Source organism: Marinobacter gudaonensis (assembly GCF_900115175.1).
Classification (GTDB): domain Bacteria; phylum Pseudomonadota; class Gammaproteobacteria; order Pseudomonadales; family Oleiphilaceae; genus Marinobacter; species Marinobacter gudaonensis.
This window is the reverse complement of sequence record NZ_FOYV01000002.1, coordinates 179,014-201,762: the sequence shown is the minus strand read 5'-3', so window position 1 is coordinate 201,762 and position 22,749 is coordinate 179,014. Positions and strand designations below refer to the sequence as shown.

General features: G+C 60.2%; 20 protein-coding genes. 14 read left to right on the top strand and 6 right to left on the bottom strand.

Annotated features, from left to right (window positions below; genetic code table 11):
* Positions 1-161 precede the first annotated feature (161 nt).
* Complete coding sequence (gene glpK, locus BM344_RS14040) at positions 162-1,643, top strand: glycerol kinase GlpK (protein ID WP_091991587.1); 1,482 nt, start codon at positions 162-164, stop codon at positions 1,641-1,643.
* 13 nt (positions 1,644-1,656) lie between these two features.
* On the opposite strand, the gene BM344_RS14035 is transcribed toward glpK, so the two are convergent.
* Positions 1,657-2,730 carry an ABC transporter ATP-binding protein gene (locus BM344_RS14035; protein ID WP_091991585.1) on the bottom strand — a complete coding sequence of 358 codons (1,074 nt, stop codon included), beginning with the start codon at positions 2,728-2,730 and terminating at the stop codon, positions 1,657-1,659.
* 4 nt (positions 2,731-2,734) lie between these two features.
* Positions 2,735-3,649, bottom strand: coding sequence for an ornithine carbamoyltransferase (argF, locus tag BM344_RS14030; RefSeq protein WP_091991583.1), 915 nt, complete (start codon positions 3,647-3,649; stop codon positions 2,735-2,737).
* A gap of 238 nt (positions 3,650-3,887) precedes the next feature.
* Between argF and grxD the strand changes: the two genes are divergently transcribed.
* A complete protein-coding gene (gene grxD / locus BM344_RS14025; RefSeq protein ID WP_091991581.1) occupies positions 3,888-4,214 on the top strand; it encodes a Grx4 family monothiol glutaredoxin in 327 nt (108 codons plus the stop codon).
* A 24-nt stretch (positions 4,215-4,238) separates the two neighbouring features.
* On the opposite strand, the gene BM344_RS14020 is transcribed toward grxD, so the two are convergent.
* From BM344_RS14020 to BM344_RS14005, 4 genes are all read right to left on the bottom strand, one after another.
* Positions 4,239-5,030 carry a TonB family protein gene (locus BM344_RS14020; RefSeq protein ID WP_091991579.1) on the bottom strand — a complete coding sequence of 264 codons (792 nt, stop codon included), beginning with the start codon at positions 5,028-5,030 and terminating at the stop codon, positions 4,239-4,241.
* Positions 5,031-5,033: 3 nt separating this feature from the next.
* Complete coding sequence (locus BM344_RS14015; protein WP_091991577.1) at positions 5,034-7,241, bottom strand: DUF1631 domain-containing protein; 2,208 nt, start codon at positions 7,239-7,241, stop codon at positions 5,034-5,036.
* 279 nt (positions 7,242-7,520) lie between these two features.
* Entirely contained in the window at positions 7,521-8,804 is a 1,284-nt protein-coding gene (locus BM344_RS14010; RefSeq protein WP_091991575.1) for an HlyC/CorC family transporter, read from the bottom strand.
* 86 nt (positions 8,805-8,890) lie between these two features.
* Positions 8,891-9,697 (bottom strand): cytochrome C assembly family protein, encoded by an 807-nt coding sequence (locus BM344_RS14005; RefSeq protein WP_091991573.1) that lies wholly within the window; start codon positions 9,695-9,697, stop codon positions 8,891-8,893.
* Positions 9,698-9,878: 181 nt separating this feature from the next.
* Between BM344_RS14005 and ffh the strand changes: the two genes are divergently transcribed.
* From ffh to lysS, 12 genes are all read left to right on the top strand, one after another.
* Positions 9,879-11,264 (top strand): signal recognition particle protein, encoded by a 1,386-nt coding sequence (gene ffh / locus BM344_RS14000; RefSeq protein WP_091991571.1) that lies wholly within the window; start codon positions 9,879-9,881, stop codon positions 11,262-11,264.
* A gap of 163 nt (positions 11,265-11,427) precedes the next feature.
* A complete protein-coding gene (gene rpsP / locus BM344_RS13995; RefSeq protein ID WP_091991569.1) occupies positions 11,428-11,667 on the top strand; it encodes a 30S ribosomal protein S16 in 240 nt (79 codons plus the stop codon).
* Positions 11,668-11,695: 28 nt separating this feature from the next.
* Positions 11,696-12,223 carry a ribosome maturation factor RimM gene (gene rimM, locus BM344_RS13990; protein WP_091991567.1) on the top strand — a complete coding sequence of 176 codons (528 nt, stop codon included), beginning with the start codon at positions 11,696-11,698 and terminating at the stop codon, positions 12,221-12,223.
* Positions 12,224-12,226: 3 nt separating this feature from the next.
* Positions 12,227-12,985: a tRNA (guanosine(37)-N1)-methyltransferase TrmD gene (gene trmD, locus BM344_RS13985; protein WP_091991565.1), complete on the top strand. Its 759-nt coding sequence runs from the start codon at positions 12,227-12,229 to the stop codon at positions 12,983-12,985.
* A gap of 25 nt (positions 12,986-13,010) precedes the next feature.
* The gene (rplS, locus tag BM344_RS13980) at positions 13,011-13,367 is read left to right on the top strand and encodes a 50S ribosomal protein L19 (protein WP_091991563.1); all 357 of its coding nucleotides are present in this window, start codon (positions 13,011-13,013) and stop codon (positions 13,365-13,367) included.
* 108 nt (positions 13,368-13,475) lie between these two features.
* On the top strand, positions 13,476-14,378 hold the full coding sequence (xerD, locus tag BM344_RS13975; protein ID WP_091991561.1) for a site-specific tyrosine recombinase XerD: 903 nt from the start codon (positions 13,476-13,478) through the stop codon (positions 14,376-14,378).
* Positions 14,379-14,480: 102 nt separating this feature from the next.
* On the top strand, positions 14,481-15,212 hold the full coding sequence (locus BM344_RS13970) for a DsbC family protein (protein ID WP_091991559.1): 732 nt from the start codon (positions 14,481-14,483) through the stop codon (positions 15,210-15,212).
* A gap of 131 nt (positions 15,213-15,343) precedes the next feature.
* Entirely contained in the window at positions 15,344-16,645 is a 1,302-nt protein-coding gene (locus BM344_RS13965) for a homoserine dehydrogenase (protein ID WP_091991557.1), read from the top strand.
* An 11-nt stretch (positions 16,646-16,656) separates the two neighbouring features.
* On the top strand, positions 16,657-18,057 hold the full coding sequence (thrC, locus tag BM344_RS13960; RefSeq protein WP_091991555.1) for a threonine synthase: 1,401 nt from the start codon (positions 16,657-16,659) through the stop codon (positions 18,055-18,057).
* Between the two features lie 6 nt (positions 18,058-18,063).
* Positions 18,064-19,797 carry a single-stranded-DNA-specific exonuclease RecJ gene (recJ, locus tag BM344_RS13955; protein ID WP_091991553.1) on the top strand — a complete coding sequence of 578 codons (1,734 nt, stop codon included), beginning with the start codon at positions 18,064-18,066 and terminating at the stop codon, positions 19,795-19,797.
* Positions 19,798-20,064: 267 nt separating this feature from the next.
* Positions 20,065-21,160, top strand: a protein-coding gene (prfB, locus tag BM344_RS13950; protein ID WP_139229645.1) for a peptide chain release factor 2 whose coding sequence is annotated in 2 segments (ribosomal slippage) — positions 20,065-20,136 and positions 20,138-21,160 — 1,095 coding nt in all. Because the reading frame shifts where the segments join, the coding sequence is not laid out codon by codon here.
* Between the two features lie 51 nt (positions 21,161-21,211).
* Complete coding sequence (lysS, locus tag BM344_RS13945; RefSeq protein ID WP_091991549.1) at positions 21,212-22,747, top strand: lysine--tRNA ligase; 1,536 nt, start codon at positions 21,212-21,214, stop codon at positions 22,745-22,747.
* Positions 22,748-22,749: the final 2 nt, after the last annotated feature.

The window sequence follows — 22,749 nt, the reverse complement described above, 5'->3', positions numbered from 1 at the left end:
TGTAGTTCTTACGAACTTTCCTTGTTTCATTCGTCATTTGAAGGCCGGTTTTCCGGCCTTTTTTTATGTCTCCGTTTTAAGTCTCCGGTGAAATTCCCGGTTCGTCACTCTTTACGGCCCCCACTGCTGCTAGAATCGCAGGAAACAACAGGAGGCCGTTCATGACCCGCTATCTGCTTGCCATTGACCAGGGCACAACCAGTTCTCGCGCCATTGTTTTTGACCAGTCCGGCAACAGCATTGCCACCGACCAGCAGGAGTTTCACCAGTATTTTCCGAAGGACGGATGGGTGGAGCACGATGCCCTGGAAATCTGGGAAAGCACCCTCTCGGTGTGCCGCGGTGCGTTGAAGCAGGCGGGTATAGAGGCTGGAGCGCTGGCCGGCATCGGCATTACCAATCAGAGGGAAACCACGGTGGTCTGGGAGCGGGACAGTGGCCGGCCTATCCATCACGCTATCGTCTGGCAGGATCGCAGAACCGCATCCCTCTGCGCCAAGCTGAAGGCGGACGGCCACGAAGATACCGTCGTGGACAGAACCGGCCTGCTTATTGATCCGTACTTTTCGGCCACCAAGATTGCCTGGATCCTTGACCATGTGGATGGCGCCCGAGCCCGGGCTGAGGCCGGCGAGCTGGCGTTCGGCACCGTCGACAGCTGGCTGCTTTGGAATCTGACCGGAGGCCGTTCCCACAGGACCGATGCCACCAATGCTTCCCGCACGGCACTGTTCAACATTCACGATCAGGACTGGGACCCGACCCTGCTGGATCTCTTCCGCATTCCCAAGGCTTTGCTGCCCGAGGTGCTCGACAGCGCCGCCGACTATGGCACAGCGCAGCCCGAGTGGCTCGGGGCGCCGGTCAGCATTGCCGGTATTGCCGGGGACCAGCACGCCGCCCTCATCGGCCAGGCCTGTTTCAGCCCGGGCATGGCCAAAAGCACTTACGGTACCGGCTGTTTTCTCATGCTCAATACCGGGGATCGGGCCGTCCGGTCCGAAAATCGGCTCCTAACGACCATGGCCTATCGGTTGAACGGCAAACCCTGCTATGCAGTGGAGGGCAGCATTTTCGTGGCGGGAGCGGCCATGCAGTGGCTGCGGGACGGGCTCAAGCTGATCCGTCACGCCAGCGAGTCCTCGGCCCATGCCGAGGCGGTGGGCGTGGACAACCCGGTGTATCTGGTGCCGGCGTTCACCGGACTGGGCGCTCCCCACTGGGATCCCCATGCCCGGGGTGCCATCATGGGCCTCACCCGGGATACCGGAATTGGCGAGATCGTGACCGCCGGGCTGCAATCGGTCTGTTATCAGACCAAGGATCTGGTGCGGGCAATCCAGAACGACGGCGCCAGCCTGGCATCACTTCGGGTTGACGGGGGTATGGCGGTCAACGACTGGGTCATGCAGTTCCTGGCCGACATTCTCAATGTCACCGTCGACCGGCCCCGGGTCACTGAAACCACCGCGCTCGGTGCGGCCTATCTGGCTGGCCTTCAGACCGGTCTGTTCGAGAGTCTTGAACAGATTTCAGAACTCTGGGAGTGCGAGCGTCAATTTCACCCGACCATGCGCCCGGCTCTGAGGGAGTCACTTTACGCAGGCTGGCTGGACGCGGTCGAGCGGGTGTGCAACAACTGATAGGTTACGGTGGTCACGCGGTCCGTTCGAAGGCAATCAGGTGATCCGCCTCGACCCGAACAGGTACGTGTTCGCCGAGGTGAAAATCCAGGTGACTCCGGAACAGTGCCTCAAACTCGGTGTCTTCGGAGCAACGGAAGCGGTACAGGGTTGAGGTGCCGGCAAAGGTTTTTTCAATGACCTTGGGGCGCAGATCCGACTCCGGGTCGTGCACGATGTCATCTGGCCGTATCAGCACATCCACCAGAGTGCCCGGGGACCATTTATAGGCCCGGTTGCCGTGGATCACGCCCAGCTCTGATTCAATGGCGTCTGGTCCAAGGGCCGTCCCGGGAATGAAACCACCCTGGCCGACGAAACTGGCGACAAAGCGGTTTGCCGGTTCGTGGTACAGGTTGTAGGGCACATCCCACTGCTGGATTCGACCGTCCCGCAACACCGCTACCTGATCGCACATGGCGAAGGCCTCCTGCTGGTCGTGGGTGACCAGGATGGCGCTGATGCCGAGGGTCTTCAGTATTTCCCGGACATCCAGGCTCAGTCTTCGGCGCAGGTCAGCGTCGAGGTTGGAGAAGGGCTCGTCCAGCAGGATCAGTGTAGGCTCGGGAGCCAGTGCGCGGGCCAGGGCGACACGCTGTTGCTGGCCGCCGGACAGTTCGTGGGGATAGTTATCAGCCAGGTCCTGCAGATGCACCACGTTGAGCAGTTCCATGACTTTCTGGCGTTTTTCGGCTTTGCCCAGATTGCGCAGACCGAAGCCCACGTTGTCAGCAATGGTCAGGTGCGGGAACAGGGCGTAGTCCTGAAAGACCATGCCGATCCTGCGCTTCTCTGGCTGCAATGTTCGGCCGGGCAGGCTTATGGCCTGGGATTGCAAGCTGATTTCTCCACCGTTCAACGGCAGAAATCCGGCCAGTGCACGTAATATCGTGCTTTTACCGCAGCCGCTGGGTCCCAGCAGGCAGCCAATGTCGCCGTGGCTCAGTGCGAAACTGACGTCCTTGACCACCGAATCACCGCCATAACCGCACGACAGGTTGGTAACCTCAAGCAGCCAGTCGGCCGGGGAGTGAGCAGAGGTATCCATCGCGTCAGCCCAGACGGTTCAGAATCAGAAATTCAAGCAGTGCCTTCTGGGCATGAAGGCGGTTCTCTGCCTCGTGCCAGACCACCGACGCAGGGTGGTCCATCATGTCTCCGGAAATTTCCTCGCCCCGATGCGCAGGCAGGCAATGCATGAACAGGGCGCTCTTGTCAGCCACCGCCAACAGGTCCGGATTGATCTGGTAGCCACGAAATGCCTTCTCGCGGGCTTTCTGTTCGTCCTCCTGGCCCATGGAGGCCCAGACGTCGGTCACCAGCAATTGGGCCTGACGGGCCGCTTCGTGAGGATCCCGGAACAGGGTGACCCGGTCGCTGTGGGCTTCCAGTAACTCCTTTGCAGGTTCATAGCCTTCCGGACAGGCAACGTTCAGGTGAAAATCGAACTGTGCGGCCGCGTTGATGTAGGAGTGGCACATATTGTTACCGTCGCCGATCCAGGCCACGGTCGCTCCGCGGATGCTGCCCCGATGTTCGCGGTAGGTCTGCATGTCGGCCAGCAACTGGCAGGGATGGAACTCGTCGGTGAGGGCATTGATGACCGGAACCCGCGAGGCGGCGGCAAAGCGCTCGACCGTTTCATGGGCGAAGGTGCGGATCATCACCGCATCCACCATGCTGGAAATCACAATGGCGGAGTCTTCAATGGGCTCGCCCCGGCCAAGCTGGGTGTCCCTGGGTGACAGGAACATGGCGGAGCCGCCCAGCTGGGCCATGCCGGCCTCGAAGGACACGCGCGTCCGGGTGGACGACTTTTCGAAGATCATCGCCAGGACCCGGTTTTTCAGGGAGTCCCGCACCTTGCCCTGACGCCATTCGTTGCGCAGGTGCGTGGCATGATCAACCAGATCTTCCAGTTCACTGGTTGTCATGTCGTTCAATGTCAGAAAATGTCTTGCCGCCATGGACTGGCCCTTATCTCCACGAATCCCGCCGCTGGCGGGTTGCCGGACTGCTGGCTTAAAAAATGGGGGATCAAGTCTAGCCCGTCGGGCCCGGTATGACAACGCCGTTACCGGGGTGGAACCAGCGCACTTGTCCGGGGTCAAATCACGGTATTTGGTGAGGTGTTCGGCAGCCGTGTACAATGAGTGCCAAGTCAATTGCCGTGTGGCAAGAGTGTTCCAACAGAGGTAGACGTTCATGGACATCAATGAAACCATCAAAAGCCAGCTCGACGAGAACCCGATCATTCTGTATATGAAGGGCAGCCCCCAGGCGCCTCAGTGCGGTTTCTCGGCCAAGACCGTACAGGCCCTGATGGCTTGCGGCGAGCGGTTTGCGTTTGTCAACATCCTGGACAACCAGGAACTCCGCGAGGCCCTGAAGGTTTATTCCAGCTGGCCAACCTATCCGCAGCTCTACATCAACGGTGAGCTGGTGGGTGGTTGCGATATCGTGTTGGAAATGTCTGAGAGTGGTGAACTGGCCAAGATGGTCAAGGCCGCTGCAAAGCAGGCAGAAGCCTGATCCCCGCTCTCAATCGGATGTTGGTCAAAGCCGCTTCGGGGTAAACAGCAGTTCTACTTCGAAGCGGTTTTCTCCGGGGCTTGCCCCCGGAGGTTCCGGATAGGGGCTGGCAGCTAGAGCCGCCCGATAGGCGGCCCTGTCTATGTTCGCCACCCCGGTTGATTTCACCACCCTGGCACGGGTCAGTGCTCCATTTCCCAGCAGCTGAAGTTCCACTTCCATAGCCACCGGCCCTGGCAACTGGCTGATGGCCGGTACCCGCATGTTTTCAAGCTCTCTGGCCAAATGCGTGGCGAGTTTAACCAGGTAGGGGTCGGCCTCCGCCGGTGAGCGTGTTATCCGGGTCATTGGCTCAGGTTCTTGTGCGCTGTCGGCTGGGGCCTGACTTCCGGCCCGGCTGGGGCTCGCGGATTGTGAGCTGGTCGCAGGTGAAGGGGGTGTGTTGGTGTCCGGTTGCTGGACAGTCTCGGCCGGTGCGGGCGCTGGTTGCTCGGCGGGAGAGGGTGATCGCCGGGTATCGTTGGTGGTCAACACTTCGGGGCTCGGGACTGTTGTAATCTCCGGCTGCAGCTCGAACGGGGGAATTGGCGTGGCTTTTCGGTCGGTCGAGGACTGACCACTGGCCTGCGGGCGAGACGGGCTTGAGCCCGGGGTGACCAGCTCGACACTCAGACTTTCCCTGTGTCGATCCTGCTGGCTGACAAATGGCGTGGGCAGTCCCGAGAGAAGCAGGGTATGGGCCAGAAGCGCAAGCGACACGGCCAGGCCCAGCCGATAGGCGGCTGGTAGGGCGCTTGTACTGCTCTGGTCAGGCATGTGTCAGGCTGTCTTGCTCCGCAGGCTGCCAACCACCGCATCCAGTGCCCGGTCAATCAGTGCGCCCTGCTCCAGCAGGGTAAGCCTGCCGCGGCGCATTTCATGGGCCAGCTCGATGCGGGTCTTCTCGATGACCTTGAGGCCCATCCGGTTAACGAACACAAAGCAGTCGGCCTCCTCAATGATCGCCGACAGTTTGCAGCGGAAGCTGGCGCCGTTGACCAGGCGGAATTCCACCCAGTTGCCTATTTCGATACTCTCGATCTGAGCGACGTACTCCGACACCGCCGCGTCCTCGAGTTCCTGTTGCCTCTCGACGGCGGTCTGGTGCACTGCTGCCGTTTCCTCCGCTTCCGGATCCTCCGGAGAATCCTGACGGGCTTCGATGGCGGCGTTGGTACGGAAGGCTTCGGCCAGTTCGTGCTTGAGCTGACCCATCATTTCGTCGAGGCGCGAGGAATTGTAGGAGACTTCTTCCAGGCCCGCACGTAGCGCCTTCAGCAGACCGGGAACCACGCGTACCCATTGGTCCCTTTCCTCATCCTCCTGATGCGGATGCAGGCACCAGATCAGGTCATCGACCACCTTGATCGTGGCGTTCCAGCGATGCTCAACGTCGTCCCTAAGGTAGGCCAGGAACATAACGCGGCTCCAGCCATTCATGAGAATGTCGTGGATGGGCTGTGGCAGCTTGTAGCGTGACACCTTTTGCCTGAGCAGGTTATCGACGGTCTGCTGGGCAGCCTGGGATTTGATGCGCCCCCGTTCGGATTCCCGGGTTCGCTGTTCCACGAGAGACGCTTTGCGATTCTCCCGTTCAAGAAAGCGTTCGAATTCCTGGTTCAGGGTTTCAAACAGTTCAATGTCCCCGTCGAATTCGTTGAGGATCCGCTGGACAATGTTGTGTATCTGGCCGTAAAGCTTGTCCTTGGCCTTCTCGTCGCTGGTGCTCCAGCCAATACCGGCCCTGGCGAGCGAGTTGAGCAGCCGGCGGGCCGGGTGCGTCGCCTGGCTGAAGAAGCTCTTGTCGCGGATGACCACCTTGAGAATGGGGATCTGCAACCGACTGATCAGCACCTGCACCGGTGCCGACAGGTTATAGTCGTCCAGGATGAACTCGAACAGCATGGAGACCAGGTTGATCAGGTCTTCATCCACCTCGTTCAGTTCCGGTTTCCGGCCGTCACCACGGTCTGCCTGCTGGGCAATCAGTTGCCTGACTAGCTGCCGCAGGTCTACGGTCACCGGCTCCCCGTCACTGAGGTTCTGCTGGTCCTGCCGTGTCACCGACAATGGCAGAGAGTTCAGCAAACTGGCCAGTTCCGAATCACCCACCACGCGCACGTTGGGGTTGGTGGAACGCGGCGGTATGCCGGCATTGGCGCGCTGAAGGGCAAGCATCTGGCGAATCTGTTCGAACACGGCGCCACTTTGGCCCGATGTGCCTGACGTTACAGAGGATTGCCGGTTTTCGGTTTCCTGGTGGGCGTCCTGACTGCTTTGCTGTTGTCCGGTCTTGCCATGATACCGGAAGTTCGGAATGACGCCGGCCTGGATCAGAATGCGGTTGGCTTCGTCCAGAAGCATGCCGAGATTTGAGACCACGTAGCGATCAAACTGCTTGAGGAGGATAAGGCGCTCTCGAATCTGAATTTCCAGGGCCTGTATTGCTTCGGTGAACGCACTGCAAAGGTGCTCTGGCGCCATCGGGTTGACCGGTGACTCCTCGGTGGCCCCGGGGTAGACCTGGCTGAAGCGGGTCTGAAGCTGCAGCAACGGTCCCTGGAAATGCGCCTTTGCCTTGGTGATCATGGCATTCAGGGCCACCTGTTCTTCCAGGTCATCATTGCCAACGAGGGAGAGGGTGTCAGCGCTGGCCTGTCGGCTGGCTGTTTCTTCCTGGAGTGGACCGGTGTGTGGCGGATTGGCGAAATACTGCGCCACGGTATTCTGAAAATGCCGCTCCACGCCCTTGCGCTTGATGCGAATTTCGCGCATGGCCTCGAAGTAGCGGTTCTGTTCGTTGTTGCTTCGGGCGTTGTTGGCCAGTTCAAACAGCGAGTCGTCCACGGCGTCAAAGGCGCCCTGAAGCAAATCACCAAGTCCGGCGACAACCGTGTCCCGGATACGGGTAACCTCCGCAGGGACCGGTTTGTTGCTTCCCGCTTCCCTGTGTTCGCGGAGGTAATGTATGCCGGACTGCTTGTTCATGGCAGACTCCTGTTTACGCCTCAACCGGATACATGACCGAGCTCGTGATCCCTGTCTTTTCGTTATTGATTAAATTTACCGCATTTTCTGAAAAGTTAACATGACCAAACGCTAACCTGAGAGCAAATTCAAAAAGGGCGGATGGTAGCGATGTGCGGACTGTAGCCGGAATATCTCAGTGTTGTCCGGGTGGTGGTGCCGGTCAAGCGGATGGTTAAATTTTGATCTTTCAACGGTGGGGCCCACTATAACGGCAAGATATATGGCGGGCGCGGGGCGTCAGCCCAGTGACAGCGCCCGCTTCTTGCGTTTTTTGGGATGCACAATAGCTGCCTTGACCACGTTGTCCTTGATCTGGAGTACCTCCACCCGGTGCCCGTGCACTTTCAGGCAGACGTTGGTATCCGGAATGTTTTCCAGAGTCTCGGTGATCAGTCCGTTGAGGGTTTTTGGGCCATCGGTAGGCAGCTTCCATCCGAGCGTTTTGTTAATGGCCCGGACCGCGGCTGTGCCGTCGATGATGAAGGTGCCATCGTCCTGGGGAATGATGTCCGGGCTGGTGGCCGCGTAATCGGTGGTGAAATCGCCTACGATTTCCTCAAGGATATCTTCCAGGGTGGCGAGCCCGAGCACATCGCCATACTCGTCGACCACAATGCCGAAGCGGCGCCGACCTTTCTGGAAGTTGATCAGCTGGGTGTTGAGTGGAGTGCTTTCGGGTATGAAGTAGGGCTCCTGGCAGAGCTGCATGATCATCGCCTTGTTGATCTCTTCCTGCTGCAGCAGTTTGGAGGCGCTGCGCAGGTGCAGAATGCCCTGGATGTTGTTGATGTCGCCTTTGTACACGGGGAGCCGGGTGTGTTGACTGCTGCGTAACTGGCGCAGGATGGTGTCAGTGTCGTCTTCCAGATCAATGCCGACCACCTCGTTGCGGGGCACCATGATGTCATTCACCGTGACCTTTTCCAGATCCAGGATGCTGACCAGCATGTCCTTGTGTTTCGCTGGAATCAGTGCGCCGGCCTCGTTCACCAGGGTTCGCAGTTCTTCCCGGCTCAGGTGGTCGTTGGCGGCGTCCGTGGCTGAAACGCCCAGCACTTTCAGGATGCCCCCGGTGAACAGGTTGACCGCCCAGACAATCGGATACAGGATCTTGAGCAATGGTCCGAGCACGTGGCTCGCGGGGAAGGCAATTTTTTCCGGGAACAGGGCGGCCAGGGTCTTCGGTGTTACTTCCGCGAAGATCAGGATGACAATCGTCAGCAGGACGGTTGCGATGGCAATACCCGCATCGCCCCAGACCCGAATGGCGATTACCGTGGCGATGGACGACGCCAGAATATTAACGAAATTGTTGCCAATCAGAATAACGCCGATCAGTTGATCGGTCCGTTGCAGCAACCTCTGGGCCCGCTTGGCGCCTTTGTGGCCGGTTTTGGCCATGTGTTTCAGGCGGTACCGGTTCAGCGACATCATGCCGGTTTCGGAGCTGGAGAAGAACGCGGAGAAAAGAATCAGCCCGACGAGCAGAATAAACAGCGCGGTCAGCGATGTTTCGTTCAAAAGAGGTGTCCTTATATGACTGACAAGTTGCGAAAATAGGTGTTAGCGAAGCCCCGTGTCAAGCGGCTTGCCACGGATGTGGTGTTTTAGCCGCCGCGATGGAAGACCAGTTCGAGAACAAACTTGCTGCCATAAAAGGCGAGCATCAGCAGCAGGCAGCCGGCCAGGGTCCAGCGGCTGGCGGTAATGCCCCGCCAACCCCGGGTGTACCGGCCAATCAGCAGGGCGATGAAGACCATGAGCGAGAGGATCGAGAACACCGTCTTGTGAGCAAGATCCTGGGCAAACAGGTCCTCGATGAAGAGCGCGCCGGTGACAATGGCGAGAATCAGCAGCACGACGCCGGCCCAGACCATTTCGAACAGTAGGGATTCCATGGTCTGTAGTGGCGGCAGATTGCGCACCAGCAGGCTGTTGTAATTGTGCTTCAGTTGCCGGTTCTGGACGTAGAGCAGTACCGCCTGGATGGCGGCCAGGGAGAACAGGCTGTACGCGGTTACGGAAAGTGCAACGTGTGACAGCATGCCATAGCTCTGGTCAGACACCAGCCGGGAAGGGCCGTGAGCAACCAGTGCCAGAATAATGGTCAGGATGGCCAGGGGGTAAACGCCCAGGAAAAGACTCTGAACCGGCTTCTTGAGGTTCAGGCCGAGCAGCAGAAGGACAATCAGCCAGGAGATGAGCATGGAGCTCTTGAAGAAGCTTAAGTCAAAGCCGCCTGACTGGTGCAGTGTCTGGCCGATCAGAAGGCCATGGCTGGTCAGCGCCAGCACTCCGATCAGGGTGGTAATTGCAAGATTGCTCTGGACCCGGCCCCGGAAATGGAGGGCTTGCAGCGCAGTACCCACGCTGTACAGAAAAAGAGAGGTGACCGCGAGAATCAGCGTTCCCATGACGTCCTTATTAACCACTGTTCTGACTGGGGATCGGCGCCGGTTTGAGCCGATGTGACCGGGCTGGTCGTTTCAGGGCGATAGTCTGGTTATAATGTCGCGATTATGCAACTGGAATCAAGGAGCCGGGCAGGCTCTGACGATCCGGGCACTCAATTTATCCGGGGTACGGAAGAGCAACATGTTTGAGAACCTCCAAGACCGACTTTCGGGCAGCCTGCGCAAGATTTCCGGCCAGGCCCGTCTTACCGATGACAACATCAAGGATACTCTGCGGGAGGTGCGCAAGGCGCTGCTTGAGGCGGATGTCGCGCTGCCGGTGGTGAAGGACTTCGTTGAGGGTGTCCGCACTCGAGCCATTGGTCAGGAAGTCCAGCGAAGCCTGACCCCGGGCCAGGTCTTTGTGAAAGTGGTCCAGCAGGAGCTGGAGCGGGTCATGGGTGAGCGCAATGAGTCCCTGGCCCTGAATGTGCAGCCCCCCGCTGTGATCATGATGGCCGGTCTACAGGGTGCCGGTAAGACCACCACGGTGGCCAAGCTGTCACGCTTCCTGAAGGAGCGCCAGAAGAAATCGGTGCTGGTGGTCAGTGCCGACGTTTACCGTCCCGCGGCGATTCGGCAGCTGGAAACGCTGGCTGGTGAAGTTGGGGTCGAATTTTTCCCGAGCACGACCGAACAGGATCCGGTGGATATTGCCGAGGGCGCCATCGCGGCCGCCCGCAAGAAGCATATTGATGTGGTGATTCTGGACACCGCCGGTCGTCTGCACGTGGATGAGCAGATGATGGGTGAAATTGGCCGGCTGCACAAAGCGGTCAAGCCGGTCGAGACCCTGTTCGTTGTGGACGCCATGACCGGCCAGGACGCAGCCAACACCGCCAAGGCATTCAACGACGCGTTGCCCCTGACCGGTGTGGTGCTCACCAAGACCGACGGCGACGCCCGTGGTGGTGCGGCATTGTCTGTTCGGCATATCACCGGCAAGCCCATCAAGTTTCTGGGCGTTGGCGAGAAGTCCGATGCGCTGGAGCCGTTCCATCCCGACCGGGTGGCCTCCAGGATTCTCGGTATGGGGGATGTGCTCTCCCTTATAGAGGAAGCCGAGCGCAAACTGGACCAGAAGAAAGCGCAGAAGCTCACCAAGAAGATCAAAAAAGGCAAGGGTTTTGACCTGGAAGACTTCCGGGACCAGCTGCAGCAGATGAAAAACATGGGTGGCATCGGCGGCCTGCTGGACAAGCTGCCGGGTATGGGGCAGATGGCACAGATGGCCCAGCAGCAGGTCAACGACAAGTCCATGGGTCAGATGGAGGCCATCATCTGCTCCATGACACCGAAAGAGCGCCGCTACCCCGATGTGATCAACAATTCACGCAAACGGCGCATTGCGGCCGGCTCGGGCACCCAGATCCAGGATGTGAACCGTCTTCTCAAGCAGCATAAGCAGATGCAGAAGATGATGAAAAAGTTTGGCAAGAAGGGTGGAATGGCGAATATGATGCGCGGCATGGGAGGCATGATGCCCCCGGGTGGCGGCGGTGGAATGCCGCCCTTCGGTCGTATGTAAAAAGCCTTACGCAGAAAACGCGCAATCCACCGGTTTTGCTGTTTTCTTTGGCGTTTTTTTAGCATAGAATAGCGCCCCTTTCGAGTATGGGTCTTCACGCCGGCCGCAAGTCCGCTGGCGTGAATCGTACAAAGTTCGTACAACAGAACAGGATATTGGTTAAATGGTAACAATCCGTTTGGCTCGTGGCGGTTCCAAGAAGCGCCCGTTCTACCATCTGACAGTCACTGACAGCCGCAAATCACGCGACGGTCGTTTCATCGAGCGCGTTGGTTTCTTCAACCCGGTCGCCCGTGGTCAGGAAGAGCGTCTGCGTGTGGATCGTGAGCGCGTTGATTTCTGGTTGGGCCAGGGTGCACAGACCAGCGAGCGCGTTGCTCAGCTGCTGAAGGCGGCCCAGTAAGTTCAGCTGTAGCGCCGGGGTTAGTGGCATGACACAGACTTCGCAGGAAACTGTGATCGGCCGGATAACCTCGGTGTTTGGGGTCAAGGGGTGGCTCAAGGTCTACTCCTATACCGACCCCAAGGAAGGAATACTCGAGTATCCGCACTGGATCCTGGATCTGGACGGAAAGCGTATTCCGGCCAAGCTTGAGGAAGGTCGCCGCCAGGGGCAGGGGATCGTTGTCAGGCTGAAAGGTATTGATGATCGGGACCTTGCGCGCACTTACTGTGGCGCGGAAGTCCGGGTCTCGACCGCTGAGCTGCCGGAACTCCCGGAGGGGGAGTACTACTGGTTTCAGCTTGAGGGCCTGGAAGTGGTCACGGTCGACGGTGAGTGCCTTGGCAAAGTGCACCACCTGATGGAGACCGGATCCAACGATGTTCTGGTGGTACAGGCAACGGCCGGTTCCATTGACCAGCGTGAACGCCTGATTCCCTATCTCCCGGACCGGGTGGTCCAGGGTGTGGACCTGGCGACGAAGCGCATGGTCGTGGACTGGGATCCGGAGTTCTGACGGGTGTGGATTGGCGCGGTCAGTCTGTTCCCGGATATGTTCAGTGCGGTAACGGATTTCGGTATTACCGGTAGGGCCGTTCGGGACGGTCTCCTGGATTTCCAGTGCTGGAATCCCAGGGACTTCACTCACGACCGGCATCGGACCGTGGACGACAGGCCCTATGGTGGTGGGCCGGGGATGCTGATGAAAATTCAGCCCCTGCGAGACGCCATCCATGCGGCCAGAAAGGCGGCGCCGGCGAAACCCTGCGTGGTTTACCTGTCACCGCAGGGTGAAACCCTGAATCAGGCGCTGGTCGAGTCTTTGGCGGCCGAGCGGCAGCTGATTCTGGTGGCAGGTCGGTATGAAGGCGTTGATGAGCGCCTGATCACCGCGGAAGTCGACCGGGAAGTGTCGCTGGGAGATTTTGTGCTTTCCGGTGGCGAACTGGCGGCCATGGCTGTCATCGACGCGGTAACACGCCTCATCCCCGGAGCGCTGGGTCATGCGCAGTCGGCAGAGCAGGATTCGTTCGCCGACGGTTTGCTGGATTGTCCGCACTACACCCGGCCCGAGGTTTATGAAGGTCAGGCGGTGCCGGATGTTTTATTGGGCGGTCACCATGATCAGATCCGGCGTTGGCGACTGAAGCAGTCGCTGAGGCGAACCCGGGAGCGACGCCCCGACCTGCTGGAAAAGCGGGTGTTTACGGACGAAGAGCGTGCGCTGCTGGATGAGATTTTGAACGAACCGGGTGCCTCTGAATGGTCAGGGCATTAACAGATTGGGTATCAGGAGCATTACGATGAGCGGCAAGAACAACATCATCAGTCAACTTGAAGCAGAACAGATGACCAAGGAAATCCCTGCCTTTGCGCCGGGTGACACCGTGGTCGTTCAGGTTCGCGTCACCGAAGGTAACCGTGAGCGTCTGCAGGCGTTCGAAGGTGTGGTCATCGGCAAGCGTAACCGTGGCATGAACTCTTCTTTCACCGTGCGCAAGATTTCCTACGGTGTTGGCGTTGAGCGTACTTTCCAGACCTACTCCAAGCTGATCGACAGCGTCAGCGTGAAGCGTCGTGGTGATGTGCGTCAGGCCAAGCTTTACTACCTGCGTGACCTGTCTGGTAAGGCAGCTCGCATCAAGGAAAAGCTGGGCTGATCAGCCACTCGCTGAACAGTACGAAGAAAAAGGCAGCCCAGGGCTGCCTTTTTTGTGTTCAGGCCTCTGGTAATCTGTCCCGACTGTCGAAAAAAGGACGAACGCAGCGTGCCTCTGGACGATGAATCCCTGATCAGTCAGTTTGTTGATGCCCTCTGGCTTGAAGATGGCCTGGGTGAGAAGACCCGTCAGGCCTACGCCAGTGACCTGCGCCGGTTGGCTCAGTGGCTGGCAGATCAGCCTGGAAGTTCGGGGCTGGTGGATGTCCGGAGGGTCGATCTGCTGGCCTGGATGTCCAGTGGCCTTGCCGAGGGTGTCAAGACGTCAACGGCGGCCCGGCGGCTCTCCGGTCTTCGCCGGTTTTACCGCTACCTGCTGCGCGAAAGAATCGTTGCCGAAGATCCCACGCTGCAGATCGACAGTCCCAGGTTGCCCCGGCGCCTGCCGGATTCCCTGACCGAGGAAGAAGTGGATTCGCTACTGGCCGAACCCGACCCCGAGCTTCCGATCGAACTCAGGGACAAGGCCATGCTGGAAATCCTCTACGGGTGTGGTCTGCGTGTCTCGGAGCTCACCGGTCTGAGGGTTGATCAGGTTAACCTGCGCCAGGGCGTGGTCCGGATCACCGGGAAGGGCGGTAAGGAGCGGCTGGTACCGCTGGGAGAAGAGGCGGTGGACTGGCTGGTTCGCTATATGAAAGAGGCGCGCCCCGAGTTGCTGAAAGGCCAGCCCTGTGATGCGCTCTTCCCGGGCAATCGGGCCGCCGCAATGACGCGCCAGACTTTCTGGTATCGCATCCGGCATTACGCGATGCGGGTGGGGATTCGCAAACATTTGTCGCCACACACGCTCAGGCATGCCTTCGCCACGCACCTGCTGAACCACGGCGCGGATCTCCGGGTCGTGCAGATGCTGTTGGGACACTCGGATCTGTCAACCACGCAGATATACACCCACGTGGCGCGCCAGCGATTGCAGTCGCTGCACCAGGCCCATCATCCCCGCGGCTGAGTGAACTTTGGCAAGCTCTGCGTGTCGCATTGATTTGGTCCCCGGCCTGTGTCATTACTGCCGGGTTTGAAGAGCTCTCTGAAAAAAGGTACGTCTGCCAACATGAATATCAAACCCTTTGTTGTCGTGCTCGGTCTGGTTGCCGGACTGTTCTCCTCCGCCGCCGTCAGTGCCGGTGAAATTGAGGACAGGATTGCCGAGCGGTTGAGTAAAGCGGTGCCGGGCCTTCAGGTAACCTCGGTTCGCGAATCGCAAGCCAAGGGCCTCTACGAGGTGCAGAGCAATAACGGTGAAACCATCTATACCACCGCTGATGGTCAGTACCTGATGACCGGCGATCTCCTGAAAGTTACCGACCAGGGCATCGCCAACGTGACCGAGGCCGGCCGTGCCGAAGCCCGTCGCGCCACCATGGCCGAGTTTGGTGACGAGGGTGCCATTACCTTTGCGGCCGAGAACGAAAAGGCCGTTGTGGATGTGTTCACCGACATTGATTGTCCTTACTGCAGAAAACTGCACGACGAGGTGGCGCAGTTGAACGAGTATGGCATCACCGTGAATTACTACGCATTCCCCCGTTCAGGACCTGGTACTCCGTCGTTCACCAAGTATGTGTCCGTGTGGTGTGCCGATGACCAGCAGGCCGCCATGAATGCCGCGAAGGCCGGCCGGACGGTGGAGCAGGCGAGCTGCGAAAACCCGGTGGAGGCCCAGTATCGCCTCGGTGGGAAGGTCGGTGTAACAGGCACGCCGGCGATTGTTCTCGAGGACGGCACCATGGTTCGGGGCTATGTTCCGGCAGCACGTCTGGCCGAGGGTCTCGGACTGCTCTAGGGTGTGTGCCGGGGGAGATGGCTGCGGTCTTGGGCAGACCGTGATTCAGGGCTTATTCACCGCCGCCTGAATCGGTATACTAGCCCCTCATTATCATTCATCAGCACCCCTTCGGGATCAGAGGTGAGAGTTTGAAAGACGTCAGTGTCGGAATCTGCGGACTGGGAACCGTCGGCGGCGGTACCTTCAATGTCTTGACCCGCAACGCCAGGCTTATTGCCGGTCGGGCAGGCTGCAACATCCGGATTACCCGGATTGCCAGTCGCCGGGCGCGTGAGGACATGGACCTTGGGGACGTGCCCTTCAGTACCGACATCTATGACGTGGTCAACGACCCCGGGGTGGATATCGTTGTTGAGCTCATCGGTGGCTACGATGCCGCCCGGGAACTGGTGCTTGCCGCCATCCGCAATGGCAAGCACGTGGTCACGGCCAACAAGGCACTGATCGCCGTGCACGGTAACGAGATTTTTGAAGCGGCGCAGAAAGCCGGCGTCGTGGTGGCCTACGAGGCCGGCGTTGCCGGTGGTATCCCGGTGATCAAGGCGGTGCGCGAAGGCATGGCCGCCAACCGAATTGACTGGATCGCCGGCATCATCAACGGCACCGGCAACTACATTCTCACCGAAATGCGCGCCGGCCGCGAGTTCGCCGAAGTGCTCAAGGAAGCCCAGGATCTGGGCTACGCCGAGGCCGACCCGACCTTTGACGTAGAAGGTATCGACGCCGCCCACAAGCTCACCATCCTGGCCTCGGCCGGCTTTGGTGTGCCGCTGCAGTTCGAGAAGGGCTTTACCGAAGGCATCTCCAAGATCACCCCCTACGATATTTCCCACGCTGAGCTGCTGGGTTATCGCATCAAGCACCTGGGGATTGCCCGCCGCCGGGACGACGGCATCGAGCTGCGGGTACACCCGACCCTGGTGCCCCAGAGCCACCTGATTGCCCAGGTAGATGGAGTGCTTAACGCGGTGCTCGTGGACGGTGACGCGGTTGGCCAGACCATGTACTACGGTCCGGGTGCCGGGGATGAAGCCACTGCCTCAGCGGTCATTGCCGACATCGTGGACGTGGCCCGTGCCGTGGCCACAGAAAGCAGCCAGCGCGTGCCCTACCTGGGGTTCGCGCCCGACGCCATTGAGAATCTGGATGTCCTGTCCATGGAGGATATCCAGTCGGCCTACTATCTGCGCATCACCGCGCTGGATCGCCCGGGCGTGCTGGCCAAAATTGCTTCCATCCTGAGCGAGCACGGCATCAACATCGAGTCGATCATGCAGAAAGAGTCCGAGGTGAAGGACGGGCGCATTCCGGTGATTATCCTGACCCATACGGTTCAGGAGCGGCAGATCAACCGGGCGATCGAGGAGCTCGAGGCCCTGTCTGACACCGACGGCCACGTTGTCCGCATCCGCGCTGAAAACTTTAACTGACAGGTAAGCACGTGAGATACATCAGTACGCGGGGCGAAGCCCCCGCCCTGGGCTTTGAAGACGTATTGCTGACCGGCCTTGCCACCGATGGCGGCCTATACGTTCCTGAGTCCCTCCCGCATTTCAGCCTGGAGGAGATTCGCAGCTGGCGCGGGCTGTCCTACAGCGAGCTGGCCTTCAACGTCATGCATCCGTTTGTGGACGACGCCATCCCTGCAGACGATTTCCGCAAGATGTTGGACGAGACCTACGCGGTGTTCGCCCACAAGGCGGTCGCTCCGCTGGTGCAACTGGACACCAACGAGTGGGTGATGGAGCTGTTCCGGGGCCCGACCCTGGCGTTCAAGGACTTCGCGCTGCAACTGCTGGGTCGTCTGCTTGATTACGTGCTGGAGAAGCGCAAGCAGCACGTGGTGATCATGGGCGCCACCTCCGGCGACACCGGTTCCGCCGCCATTGAAGGCTGTCGCCGCTGCGAGCACGTGGACATCTTCATCCTGCACCCGTACCAGCGGGTCTCCGAGGTGCAGCGCCGGCAGATGACCACGGTGCAGGGTGACAACATCCACAATATCGCTGTGCGGGGCAATTTCGATGACTGCCAGCGCATGGTGAAGGAGAGCTTCGGCAACCAGTCGTTCCTGGGCGGGAAGACCCAGCTGGCCGCGGTGAACTCCATCAACTGGGCCCGCATCATGGCCCAGATCGTGTACTACTTCCACGCGTCCCTGGCTCTTGGTGGTCCGGATCGCAGCATGGCGTTCTCGGTGCCCACCGGTAACTTCGGAGACATTTTCGCCGGCTACCTGGCCAAGAAGATGGGCCTGCCGATCTCCCAGCTGGTGATCGCCACCAACCGCAACGATATCCTGCACCGGTTCATGAGCGGCAACAAATACGAGCAGCATCAGCTTGAGCACACGCTGTCGCCAAGCATGGACATCATGGTGTCCAGCAACTTCGAGCGCCTGCTGTTCGATCTGCACGGTCGTGATGGCCTGGCGGTGAAGACGCTGCTGGAGAATGCGGCCAAGGGCCCGGTCAGCATCGAGGACTACCGCTGGAAGCACGCCCGTAAGCTGTTCGACAGTGACGCGGTGGACGACAAGACCACCTGTGACACCATTCGCGAGGTCTACGAGCAGAACGAATACCTGCTGGATCCGCACACCGCCATTGGTGTCCGGGCCGCCAGGACCTGTCGCCGCGATCCGGCAGTGCCGATGATCACCCTGGGTACTGCCCACCCGGCCAAATTCCCGGATGCCGTAGCGGAGTCCGGCGTTAGCGTCGAGCCGCCGCTGCCGGCCCATATGGCCGACCTGTTCGAGCGTGAAGAACGCTATACGGTTCTGGACAACAACATCGCCGGTGTTCAGGAGTTCATTGCCAAGCACTGGAAAAACGCCTGATCGGGTATGACACCAAAAAAGATCCTGCGTCGCTCCCAGCCCGACACCCATGCGGGCTGGGGGCAAAACCTGCCTCCTTTGCTGCGCCGTCTCTACGCCGCCCGCGGCGTCACCTCCGATGAACAGCTGAGTTATACCCTCAAGCACCTGGCCTCGCCCATGTCGCTTCGCGGCATCGACCGAGCCGTGGAGCTCCTGGCAGAGGCCATCGAACAACAGCAGCGCGTCCTGGTGCTGGGGGATTTCGACGCCGACGGCGCCACCAGCACCGCCGTGGCGATGCTCGGCCTCTCTATGCTGGGCCTGCAGAGTATCGATTTCCGGGTGCCCAGTCGGTTTGCCGATGGCTACGGGCTCACGCCCGGGATCATCGAACGCCTGCGCGACGAGGGTCAGCTTCCCGATCTGATGGTTACTGTGGATAACGGCATATCCGCCGTGGAGGGCGTCCGGGCAGCCAAGGAGCTGGGCGTAAACGTTGTGGTGACCGATCATCACCTGGCTGGCGACGAATTACCCGCCGCCGACGCCATCGTCAATCCCAATCAGCCTGGCTGCCCGTTCCTGAGCAAGAACGCCGCCGGCGTTGGCGTGATGTTTTACGTGCTCACCGCCTTGCGCAAACACCTTCGGGAAACCGGTCGGTTGCCTGACCCCGAGCCGAATCTGGGTAGCCTGCTGGACCTGGTGGCACTGGGGACGGTGGCCGATGTGGTGCCCCTGGACCACAACAACCGGATTTTCGTGGAGCAGGGCCTGCGCCGGATCCGACAGGGCGAAGCCCGCCCCGGTATCCTGGCCTTGCTGGAAGTGGCCGGTCGGGATCACACCGCGATCAGTTCCACGGATCTCGGTTTTGTGGTCGGGCCCCGTTTGAACGCCGCCGGACGGCTGGACGACATGAGCATCGGCATTGCCTGCCTGCTGGCCGACAGCCCGGATGAAGCCCGCCGGCTGGCGCGGGAGCTGGACACCTTCAACCGCGAACGCCGAACCATCGAGAAGGACATGAAAGCCCAGGCCCAGGACCTGCTGGCGTCCATGTCCCTGGATCTTGAGGGCCTGCCCTGGGGTCTGGCGCTGTTCGATCCCGACTGGCATCAGGGGGTGATCGGCATTCTCGCAGCCCGCATTCGCGAGCAGACCCATCGGCCCACCATCGCCTTCGCCCCGGACGACAACGGAGAGGACATCAAGGGTTCCGCCCGATCCATCCCGGGGCTGCATATTCGCGACGTGTTGGCCGTCGTCGATGCCCGCCACCCCGGCATGCTGAAGAAATTCGGCGGCCACGCCATGGCCGCCGGCATGACCCTGGCCAAATCCGATCTGGACGCCTTCTCCAAAGCCTTCGACCGGGCCGTGCGCGACAGTGCCCGTGCCGAAGACCTGGAAGCGGCCATCACCACCGACGGCCCCCTGGCCCTGGACGAGTTGTGCCTCGACACCGCCGCACTGCTCAAGCGCGCCGGCCCCTGGGGTCAGCATTTCCCGGAACCGCTGTTCGACGGCGAGTTCCGGGTGGTAAGTCAGCGGATTGTCGGCGAGAACCACCTGAAACTGGTGCTGCAACCGGTGGAAGGCGGCGGCATCGTCGATGGCATCGCCTTCAACACCGGCCCGGAAGTGCCGGACTACACCCGCACCGGGGCCCGGGTAGTGTACAAGCCGGACGCCAATACCTTCCGGGGGCGGACCAACTTGCAGTTGCTGGTGGATTACCTGGAACCGCTCTCCTGATTCCTGGGACGCGGGCCCCCGGCCGATCAGACTCTGGCGCAAACTCAAATGCTTGGGCGGGAGGCAGGCAGGGCTTTCCGGGAGTGTCGAAAACAGGGATGTTTTCGTCAAGCGTACATGGACGTATTTACAGCATCTCCCGGAAAGCCCTGCCTGCCTCCCGCTTACTCTGAAGTAGCGGTCAACCACGGCTGATTTACAAACCAATTTCGGGTAGAATCCGGCCTCTGTTTTTACTCTCCATTTTCAAGAGCGAGTAAGGGTTTCATGGAAATTAATCCCATTGTGACGAAGATTAAAGAGCTTCGTGAGCGCACTGAAGCGCTCAGGGGGTATCTTTGACTACGATCAGCGTAGTGAACGACTGACCGAAGTTGAGCGAGAGCTGGAACAACCCAGCGTCTGGGACGACCCGGAGCGGGCGCAGGCGCTCGGCAAAGAGCGCGCCGATCTTGAGCTGATCGTCAAAACCATCGACACCCTCACCTCCGGCCTGGAAGACGCCGAAGGCCTGCTGGACATCGCCGCCGAGGAAGAGGACGAGGGCACCGTCGCCGAGATCGAGGCCGACCTTGAGGGTCTGGATCAGCAACTGGAGAAGCTCGAATTCCGCCGAATGTTCTCCGGTGAGATGGACGCCAACAACGCTTACCTGGACATCCAGGCCGGCTCCGGCGGTACCGAGGCCCAGGACTGGGCCAACATGCTGCTGCGCATGTACCTGCGCTGGGCCGAGCGCCGGGGTTTCAAGGCCGAGATCGTTGAACTGATGGAAGGCGAGGTGGCCGGTATCAAGAGTGCCACTATTCATGTGCAGGGCGACTACGCCTACGGCTGGCTGCGTACCGAAACCGGCGTGCACCGGCTGGTGCGCAAGTCGCCGTTCGATTCCGGCAACCGTCGCCACACCTCCTTTTCGTCGGTGTTTGTATCGCCGGAGGTGGACGACAGCTTCGAGATCGAGATCAACCCAGCGGATCTTCGGGTGGACGTTTACCGCGCCTCTGGCGCCGGTGGTCAGCACGTTAACCGGACCGAATCAGCGGTGCGTCTGACCCACAACCCCACCGGCATTGTGGTGGCCTGTCAGGCTGGCCGAAGCCAGCACCAGAACAAGGATCAGGCCATGAAACAGCTCAAGGCCAAACTGTTCGAGCGCGAGATGCAGGAGCGCAACGCCGAGAAGCAGAAGGCCGAGGACGCCAAGGCCGACATCGGCTGGGGCAGCCAGATCCGCTCCTACGTTCTGGATGACAGTCGTATCAAGGACCTGCGCACCAAGGTCGAAACCAGCAACACCCAGTCGGTGCTGGACGGTGATATCGACAAATTCATCGAAGCCAGCCTTAAGATGGCGCTCTAACCAGCGCCTTTGCACGCTAACCCGGACAACCCCGATTCCTAGTGAGCCAACATGACCGAACAAACTCAGAATGCCGCACAGCATGAGGACAACAAGCTGATTGCCGAGCGCCGCGCCAAACTGTCGGAGATGCGCGAGCAAGGCAACGCCTTCCCCAACGACTTCCGTCGTGATGCCACCGCCGCCGAACTGCAGGCGAAATACGGTGACAAAACCAAGGAAGAGTTGGAGTCCCTGGGCATCAAGGTAGCCATCGCCGGCCGCATGATGCTCGACCGCAAGGCGTTCAAGGTGGTTCAGGACATGACCGGCCGCATCCAGATCTACGCGTCCAAGGATGTCCAGAAAGACACCAAGCACTGGGACCTGGGTGACATCATCGGCGTGCGCGGTACCCTGTCCAAGTCTGGCAAGGGCGACCTGTACGTAACCATGGACGAGTACGTGCTGCTCACCAAGTCCCTCCGGCCCCTGCCGGAGAAGCACAAAGGCCTGACCGATACCGAAGCGCGCTACCGGCACCGTTACGTGGACCTGATGGTCAATGAGGACAGCCGCCGGGTGTTCTACGCCCGCTCCAAGATCATCAACACCATGCGCCAGTATTTCACCGAGCGTGACTTCATGGAGGTCGAGACCCCCATGCTCCAGGTGATCCCCGGTGGCGCCACCGCCCGGCCGTTCGTGACCCACCACAACGCCTTGGGCATCGACATGTACCTGCGCATTGCGCCGGAACTGTTCCTCAAGCGCCTGGTGGTGGGCGGCTTCGAGCGAGTGTTCGAGATTAACCGCAACTTCCGCAACGAAGGCCTGTCCACCCGGCACAACCCCGAGTTCACCATGGTCGAGTTCTACCAGGCCTACGCCGATTACAACGACTTGATGGATCTCACCGAGGACATGCTGCGCACCATTACCCAGAAGGTGCTGGGCACCACCACCGTGGTGAACACCCGCACCCTGGCTGACGGCACGGAGGAGACCGTCGAGTACGATTTCGGCAAGCCCTTCGAGCGGCTGACCGTGGTCGATGCCATCCTGCGCTACAACCCGGACATCAAGGCCGAACAGCTGGCCGACGACGCCAGCGCCCGCCAGGTGGCCAGGAACCTGGGCATCCACCTGAAAGAGGGCTGGGGCCTGGGCAAGGTCCAGATCGAGATCTTCGAGGCGACCGCCGAGCACCGCCTGATGCAACCGACGTTCATCACCGAGTACCCGAAAGAAGTCTCGCCCCTGGCGCGATGCAAGGACAGCAACCCCTTCGTGACGGAACGCTTCGAGTTCTTCGTCGGCGGCCGTGAGATCGCCAACGGCTTCTCCGAGCTCAACGACGCCGAAGACCAGGCCGAGCGCTTCCAGGCCCAGGTGGCCGAGAAAGACGCGGGCGACGACGAGGCCATGTTCTACGACGAAGATTACGTGATGGCCCTGGAATACGGCCTGCCACCCACCGCTGGCGAAGGTATCGGTATCGACCGCCTGGCCATGCTGCTGACCGACTCCCCGTCCATCCGCGACGTCATCCTGTTCCCGGCGATGCGCCCCGAGCACAAAGCCGAGCCGCGCAAAGACGAGGAATAAGC

Bases quoted from the DNA above. Each gene is read 5' to 3' on its own strand.
- glpK (WP_091991587.1), top strand. From the start codon at position 162: ATGACCCGCTATCTGCTTGCCATTGACCAGGGCACAACCAGTTCTCGC.
- BM344_RS14035 (WP_091991585.1), bottom strand. From the start codon at position 2,730: ATGGATACCTCTGCTCACTCCCCGGCCGACTGGCTGCTTGAGGTTACC.
- argF (WP_091991583.1), bottom strand. From the start codon at position 3,649: ATGGCGGCAAGACATTTTCTGACATTGAACGACATGACAACCAGTGAA.
- grxD (WP_091991581.1), top strand. From the start codon at position 3,888: ATGGACATCAATGAAACCATCAAAAGCCAGCTCGACGAGAACCCGATC.
- BM344_RS14020 (WP_091991579.1), bottom strand. From the start codon at position 5,030: ATGCCTGACCAGAGCAGTACAAGCGCCCTACCAGCCGCCTATCGGCTG.
- BM344_RS14015 (WP_091991577.1), bottom strand. From the start codon at position 7,241: ATGAACAAGCAGTCCGGCATACATTACCTCCGCGAACACAGGGAAGCG.
- BM344_RS14005 (WP_091991573.1), bottom strand. From the start codon at position 9,697: ATGGGAACGCTGATTCTCGCGGTCACCTCTCTTTTTCTGTACAGCGTG.
- ffh (WP_091991571.1), top strand. From the start codon at position 9,879: ATGTTTGAGAACCTCCAAGACCGACTTTCGGGCAGCCTGCGCAAGATT.
- rpsP (WP_091991569.1), top strand. From the start codon at position 11,428: ATGGTAACAATCCGTTTGGCTCGTGGCGGTTCCAAGAAGCGCCCGTTC.
- rimM (WP_091991567.1), top strand. From the start codon at position 11,696: ATGACACAGACTTCGCAGGAAACTGTGATCGGCCGGATAACCTCGGTG.
- rplS (WP_091991563.1), top strand. From the start codon at position 13,011: ATGAGCGGCAAGAACAACATCATCAGTCAACTTGAAGCAGAACAGATG.
- BM344_RS13970 (WP_091991559.1), top strand. From the start codon at position 14,481: ATGAATATCAAACCCTTTGTTGTCGTGCTCGGTCTGGTTGCCGGACTG.
- recJ (WP_091991553.1), top strand. From the start codon at position 18,064: ATGACACCAAAAAAGATCCTGCGTCGCTCCCAGCCCGACACCCATGCG.
- lysS (WP_091991549.1), top strand. From the start codon at position 21,212: ATGACCGAACAAACTCAGAATGCCGCACAGCATGAGGACAACAAGCTG.